Annotated in this window: 8 protein-coding genes; 7 read left to right on the forward strand and 1 reads right to left on the reverse strand. The window is 60.4% G+C overall.

Annotated features, from left to right (window positions below):
• Positions 1–242: 242 nt before the first annotated feature.
• The 6 genes from EN780_RS24385 (at position 243) to EN780_RS24410 (ending at position 5,395) form a co-directional block, all read left to right on the forward strand.
• Positions 243–1,019 carry an IS5 family transposase gene (locus EN780_RS24385; protein WP_128275548.1) on the forward strand — a complete coding sequence of 259 codons (777 nt, stop codon included), beginning with the start codon at positions 243–245 and terminating at the stop codon, positions 1,017–1,019.
• 32 nt (positions 1,020–1,051) lie between these two features.
• On the forward strand, positions 1,052–1,840 hold the full coding sequence (locus EN780_RS24390; protein WP_128275549.1) for a hypothetical protein: 789 nt from the start codon (positions 1,052–1,054) through the stop codon (positions 1,838–1,840).
• Positions 1,841–2,191: 351 nt separating this feature from the next.
• Positions 2,192–3,016, forward strand: a complete 825-nt coding sequence (locus tag EN780_RS24400) for a hypothetical protein (protein WP_128275550.1) — start codon at positions 2,192–2,194, stop codon at positions 3,014–3,016.
• Between the two features lie 1,267 nt (positions 3,017–4,283).
• Positions 4,284–4,451: a hypothetical protein gene (locus EN780_RS38920; RefSeq protein WP_189340676.1), complete on the forward strand. Its 168-nt coding sequence runs from the start codon at positions 4,284–4,286 to the stop codon at positions 4,449–4,451.
• 152 nt (positions 4,452–4,603) lie between these two features.
• Positions 4,604–4,783 (forward strand): hypothetical protein, encoded by a 180-nt coding sequence (locus EN780_RS24405; RefSeq protein ID WP_127285361.1) that lies wholly within the window; start codon positions 4,604–4,606, stop codon positions 4,781–4,783.
• A gap of 180 nt (positions 4,784–4,963) precedes the next feature.
• On the forward strand, positions 4,964–5,395 hold the full coding sequence (locus tag EN780_RS24410; RefSeq protein ID WP_127311797.1) for a cupin domain-containing protein: 432 nt from the start codon (positions 4,964–4,966) through the stop codon (positions 5,393–5,395).
• A gap of 6 nt (positions 5,396–5,401) precedes the next feature.
• Here EN780_RS24410 and EN780_RS24415 read toward each other — a convergent pair whose 3' ends face one another.
• Positions 5,402–5,857 (reverse strand): carboxymuconolactone decarboxylase family protein, encoded by a 456-nt coding sequence (locus EN780_RS24415; RefSeq protein WP_128275551.1) that lies wholly within the window; start codon positions 5,855–5,857, stop codon positions 5,402–5,404.
• A gap of 301 nt (positions 5,858–6,158) precedes the next feature.
• Between EN780_RS24415 and EN780_RS24420 the strand changes: the two genes are divergently transcribed.
• Positions 6,159–6,641 (forward strand): copper homeostasis protein CutC (locus EN780_RS24420; RefSeq protein WP_281035377.1); only part of this gene is annotated, 483 nt, incomplete at its 3' end.

Genomic DNA, 6,641 nt, shown 5'->3' on the forward strand with positions numbered 1-6,641 from the left:
CCGTTGAAGCTCAAATTCGTCCTCTGGCAAGGTGGCTTGCAGTTCACGGACGAGTTGATTGAGCAAAGCAACAGCACGGATAGACGTGCAAACGATGTTTTCTGCAGACGTCTGGTCCATAGCTCGCCCCCAAGTCATGAAGGCAAGTTAACACAAAGCCCTCCAAAAACTAGCAGTGCATCGTCCGCTACGGGTCCGACTGGCGGCTTTCATATTGCGGCGGAATCTGATTCAGGCTTCGCATGAGCCGATATGACCTGACCGACTTCGAGTGGAGCGTGATCGAGCCGCTTCTCCCCAACAAATCGCGTGGCGTGCCACGCGTCGATGACCGCCGCGTGCTGAACGGCATCTTCTGGGTGCTGCGATCCGGTGCGCCATGGCGCGATCTGCCAGAGCGCTACGGCCCGCGCACGACCAGCTACAATCGCTTTGTGCGCTGGCGAAAGGCGGGCGTGTGGGGCCGCATGATGGATGCAATCACGGCAGCATACGACAGCAACATTCAAATGATCGACAGCACATCAATCCGGGCGCACCAACAGGCTGCGACAGCAAAAAGGGGGGATCGAGATCACTGTCTCGGTCGATCGCGCGGCGGGCTTACCACGAAAATACATGCCGTCGTCGATACGCAAGGGCTTCCCATCCGCCTCGGCTTGACCGCTGGTCAGGCGCACGATGGTCAGATCGCCAACGAATTGCTCAACCATCTTGGACCGCACACGATCGTTCTCGCAGATAAGGCCTACGACGCTGATTGCATCCGCACATTGATCGAGGAGCAGGGCGCCACGCCCAATATCCCCGCAAAATCCAACCGTAAGTGGAAGCCGTGCTTCAGCAAGCGGCTCTATCGCGAGCGCAACCTTATCGAGCGCTTCTTCTCCAGGCTGAAGCATTTCCGCCGCATTGCCACTCGCTACGACAAGTTGGCCGACAACTTCTTCGCCATGATCCAACTGGCCTCAATGGGTCTCTGGCTCCGCACATATGAGTCGCGACCTAATATGCACTGATGCGGGCATGAGCCCAGGGTTTGGGGTGTTTGATGGCAGACGAGATTAAGGAGGCTGGATCATCCACCAGCAGCAAAACTTCCGGTTGGGTGAGGCTAGGCTTTGCTTTCACGGGCGCATATTTCGTCCTCGTCGCTTTGGCATGGATAACGTCAGGGCCAACAAGCTTGGTCGATATTAAGCCCGGTATGAAATTGAACGAGTTCGCGGACGGGCTAGCAGGCTTGTTTGCGCCACTCGCGTTCCTATGGCTGTTCGTCGCAACGATGGTGCAGTCGCAGGAACTTGCGTTGCAGCGACAAGAGCTGCAACTGACCAGAAGAGAGTTTGAGCAAAACCGCGAAGTCGCCAAGGAACAGGCCGCAGAGGCGCGAAACCAAGCGGCTTACATCAGGACGCAAACAGAGATAATCGTCCGTGCGGACGCGGATCGCCATCTAAACGCTCTTATCGACGGCTTCAGGGAATTCTTGAGCACCTATTTGATGAAACCAATGGCTGCTTCAGACGGCCAAAAATCGACGCACATTTTGGCACTAGGAGCCCATCCAGGCAGCAGCCTTGGTGAATTGATTGCCCACTTCTCCAACACCGCAGATGCCGTTGGGGCCAATCTTAAAAAGTACCCAGATCGAAAACTTCACGCGGATTGGGTTGCGCTCGACATGCTTAGAAACATGTTGAACGAAATCAACGTCCTGATACCCGAAACGTCACCGACACAAAAAGCTATTTTGGAGAGCGCCGAGTTCGACACGCTCATTGATGCGGTCGCCTATCTCGCCGACACGGCAAAACCGCAGCGGACGGGCGGGGGATAGCTCTCTCACGGAGGAGCGCGGGGCCTCTGCTTCCCTCCCGAACTGCTCCCTTTTGGCGCCACCGGCCCCGTCCCACTGGATGAACGCGACTTCCTTCCCGGTGACCTCTCGCACGGCCTTCAGCAGCCCCTCATGCAAATCCTGAAGGGACCTGTAGTGGTCGCACTGGGGCGATATAAGGGGCCTACGATGCTGTGGTGCAGCGCTTCGGCCGCCTTCATGAATTGCTCCAGCTCCCCGCTCGACAGTTGCTTCGGCTTGTTGCGCGGACCATCGCGACCTACTGTTGAGCGTCGCCCCATCTAGAAGTATGTCCCTACCGATTGGGAACCGCGGCAAGGGGGGTGGCTGTTGAACGAGGAGAACGAGGCCCGCGCGGCGGCGCTCAATTCCATGTTAGCGACCCTCGACAGATTCGATGCTGTCGTAGAGGACGCCGTGACCGTATCCGACAGCGCAATAGGGGTGGTCCATACCGGTCGCCAGAACAGGGCGCTCTTTGTGTTTGCGAAATTGATCTCGCATTGCCTGTCAGTGATGGTGATCTTTGAGAAGTATCAGGCCGTGGAGAATGGCGAGACACTTTTGGACCACTTCTCCATAGCCACCCTCGGCCGCGCCATTATCGACGCTTCACTCATGACGAAGTACATCTCGGAGCCGTCGCTGACCGCTGATGAGTGGGACCTGCGACGACAAATTCTTTTCCTCCACGACCTCACGACGCGAAAGAGGTTTTTGACAGCGATAGAGCTTGCCGGCCAGCCGAGAGATACGGCCTTCTTTGAGAACTATGACGCAGCAAAGGAGAGGCTGAAAAGCAAGATAGAGGACCTTGCAGCCAAGCTCGGCTACGACCCGGAGAGGGCCAAGAAACTCGGTAACGGCCAGTTGGTATTTATTGATGGTTCGAGGGGCGCGGCTCGGGAGGCCGGATGGAACGTTGACGTATTTGAATTCCATCAGTCGTACCTATCCAACTGGGTTCATTCCCACCCGGTCAGCTTCATGCGAGCTGACGAACAGGAGATATCATTCAGCACTCCCTCCCCCTATCAGTTCTCGGTCTGTGAGACGGTACTGGAAACGAGCATAGGCTACCTAGACGACGTGAATGCTCGCATGCGGACGTTCACCCGGAGCGCGGAGACCGACCCAGTCGGACCCTTCGAGTGAACCGCTGGCCCCTTGCGCCCGTCTTCTCCTCGACTATGATGGCCGCGCGGTACACAGTTGCACCGCATGAGGTCCACAATAACGGAACGTGATCGACAAAGGGATACGGCGCAAAGCATTGGTATCGTTGAGATAATTATGGGTTCCCCACACGGTTCGATTTGGCTCCTATAGCCCGGCCCGGGGAGCCAAGTTTTTTCAAAGACTTAGGCGGAAGCTGCGCAGCCAGTATGGCCAGGCAGCCACGCATGCGTCCATATCCAAAGGCCGCAACCGCTCCAGCCCTTCATCGCCCGATCCGGTCAACCATTCTTATTCCCGTTTGGATTTGGTGACGGTGCCTCACGCACATCTCGCGGCGGTGGGTCGACATGATCAGGCTCGGGCGATGATGATTCCTTGTCGCGGGGATGCACCGGTGGCTTCTTGTGGTCGGGTTTCGGCGGGGGCCGCTCTTTGGTTTGATCTGGCATCAGGTTTCTCTCCCTCACCCGAAACCAGACAGACGCGCTCTTTGTTCCGATGGCCCCGACCAAAAAGGCCCGCTCACCATGAGGCCGCCGGGGCGTGAGGGGCCTACGGACGGGCGGCGCCGCCGCCTGGCGGCTCGATGGTGGGGACGGGCTCAACGACTTCGAATTCCTAGTGCCGATCGACACCAGCAACCGGTCGGAACATGTCGCGTTGCCAGAAGGCCCGGCCGGAAAAGCAGAAACCTCGCCGCTCCATTCGCGGAGCGGCGAGGCCCCCAAACGCCCCTATTGCCGGTCCCAACAACCCGGCATTGCTGGCAGTGCAATTGTGGTGCCAGCAGCAAATGACCCATTCCGAGACGCCGGCGTGCGTCGGCCCAGGCGGCAAATCGTGCGCCGGGCAAGGGTGGCACGGTTCTTGCTGCCACAACGTCAGTCATGCCGGCCGAAAAGACCTGTTCCATATCGACACCGGCATCTGAGGTTGGGACAATGATGTCGCATAAACTTATGTTCGGCCCTCTTGCGGTGCTCTCGGTCACCGCCCTTGGGCTAGCACTCATTCGGTTGGCATCGGCCTTTCGCGAATTCGTTCATCCGCGCTACCGGCCGGAGCTCCACTATATGCGCGGCCCCGGGCCGGCCACCGCGCGCCGGGCGAGCGCGCGCTAAGCGGCTTTGGCCTGCGGCGGAGATGCGCCTCCCGGCGCCTTCTGTGGCTTGCTGCCATAGAACAAAAGGGGGATTCACATAACCGAGGATATGATTTAGGCTTACCCTGAAAAGATCGCAGGGTGGCAACCGTGGAAGCGACTTTCGATGACCTGACAAGGGCTGTGGCACAGCCCCATAGTGATGTGCGCGCCAACGTCCGCGCCATCGCCCTCAATCTCGCCGGCAAGCTCCTGATGGGCATTGCCATCGGGTTGGGCATTGCCATTGGCTTGGCCATCATTGGCTAGCGCGGCCAGCTGATCATCACCAAGTCGCGGCGCCACCGAGAGGCGCACACGCCAAGCGCTGGCAACCATATATTAGCAATCGCTTGTATTTCGCCTGAAGCAGGCTCATCATACAGCCGCTTTGTCGGGAACTTCTTGAGGGAGATTTTCCGATGCGACCGGTGCTCATTGTCATCGCCTTGGCGGTATGCTTTGTCCTGTGGGACAGGCTTCAGAATGAAGGCCGTTATACAACACGGATAGAAGACAGTTTCCGCCAGGCCGCCGCCGACCTGCCGAGCGGCTCGTACGGCCACGAGGTCAGGTTCAGCCGTGACCTCATGAAGCGTTGAAAGGGCTCCTCAGAATGAGCCGAAGCGGCGGCTGAGCGGCCTTCCCGCATTTCTCGCACTCCTCACCGCTGCGGCCGCAACAGGCTGTGCTGGCCCTCTCACTGATAAGGCCGCCGATGGCAACGAATCTTGCGCCCGCACGCCCGCCGCGCCATGGTCCGCCAAACCTGAGGAGGAACCATGCGAATCGTCCTGGCATCGGCGCTGCTGCTAACCGTCGCGCTGTCCGCAACCGCCGCCAACGCTCTGGACAGCGGCGCAAACCCTGTCGTCGTGACGCCGCTCGCCGATCGCACGCAAACGGCGTCCGGCCAGCCCATCACGCTGCCGCAGAAGAATGTCGAGGTCATCGTCTCGAGCTTCGAGATCGCCGTGGGCGCGACCTTGCCGATCCACAAGCACCCGTTTCCCCGCTACGCCTATGTCGAGGCCGGAACGCTCAAGGTGACGAATGTCGAAACCGGCAACAGCAACACCTACAAGACCGGCGATTTCATCGTTGAGATGATCGGCCAGTGGCACCAGGCCACCAATCTCGGCGACGGCCCGGTGAAACTGCTGGTCATCGACCAGGTCGAGCAGGGCGCCAAGAACACGGTGCTGCGCCAGTAATCGCCCTCATCCCCATGCGCCGACAGGTTGCTCGGTGGCGGCGTTGAGGCGGTTGAAAGCGTTGATCAGGGCGATCTGCACCACCAGTGCGGCCAGTTGCTTTTCGTCATAGTGCCGGGCGGCTTCGTCCCAGATCGGGTCCGGCACCGGGTCGGCCCGGTCGCTCAGGCGGGTCGTGGCTTCGGTCAGCGCAAGCGCGGCGCGTTCCGGCTCCGTGAAATAAGGCGTTTGCCGCCAGGCCGACACGGCAAAGATGCGCTCGTCCTTCTCGCCGGCCTTCTTCAACTCGCGCGCATGCATGTCGACGCAGACGCTGCAGCCGTTGATCTGGCTGGCGCGCAGGTGGACAAGCTTGCGCGTCACATAAGGCACGTCGGCCGCCTCGGTCGACTTGTCCAGCGCCAGCAGCGCCTGCAACGCGCCGGGGATGAGCATTACGGGGTTCTTCAGTCGTGCTTGCACAATGGCCTCCTTCGGTCGCGTTCTCGCAAACCCCGGGCGCTCAGCATCCGGAGTTCCTGGTTTCTCCAGGGCTTTTGGTTCGCCGACACCGTCGCAGGCTGGACGGCCTTTGGGCCACATTGCCTGCCCCGATCAATAACCCATCGGCTATGAATTAACTCATAACTCGCCAGTTATTGAATTGTCAAGCACGCCTTGGCGAATGCCGGTCGCCCGTCGCCTGCTGGACCGATCATTGCCGCTTTCACGGCAGCGGACCCGATGCTAGGGCTGTCGCCGAAAATCATGGACGGACCGCACCTTGAGCAAGAATCCTCAGCCACCCCTGATCGAGCTCTGTGTCGAAGGCATTGACGGGCTGCTTGCCGCGCAGGCCGCCGGCGCCGACCGGGTCGAACTCTGCGCCAGCCTGGTCGAAGGCGGCATCACGCCGAGCCTCGGCACGGTGCGCGCGGCGCTTGAGCTCGCCACCGTTCCGTTCCACGTCATCGTCAGGCCGCGCGGCGGCGATTTCCTCTACGGCGAGGCCGAGTACCGCTCGATGCTTGCCGATGTCAGCGCGCTTGCCGGTCTCGGCGTCGCCGGCGTCGTCGTCGGCTGCCTGAATGCCGACGGCACCATCGACGAGGCCCGCATGAGCGAATTGGTGCGCGCGGCTGGCCCGCTCAACGTCACCTGCCATCGCGCCTTCGACATGACGCGCGACCCGGCCGAGGCGCTCGAGGCGCTGGTCCGCTGCAGGGTCGGCCGCGTGCTGACCAGCGGCCAGCGCGACACTGCTCTG

Source organism: Mesorhizobium sp. M4B.F.Ca.ET.089.01.1.1, from assembly GCF_004022605.1.
GTDB classification, from domain to species: domain Bacteria; phylum Pseudomonadota; class Alphaproteobacteria; order Rhizobiales; family Rhizobiaceae; genus Mesorhizobium; species Mesorhizobium abyssinicae.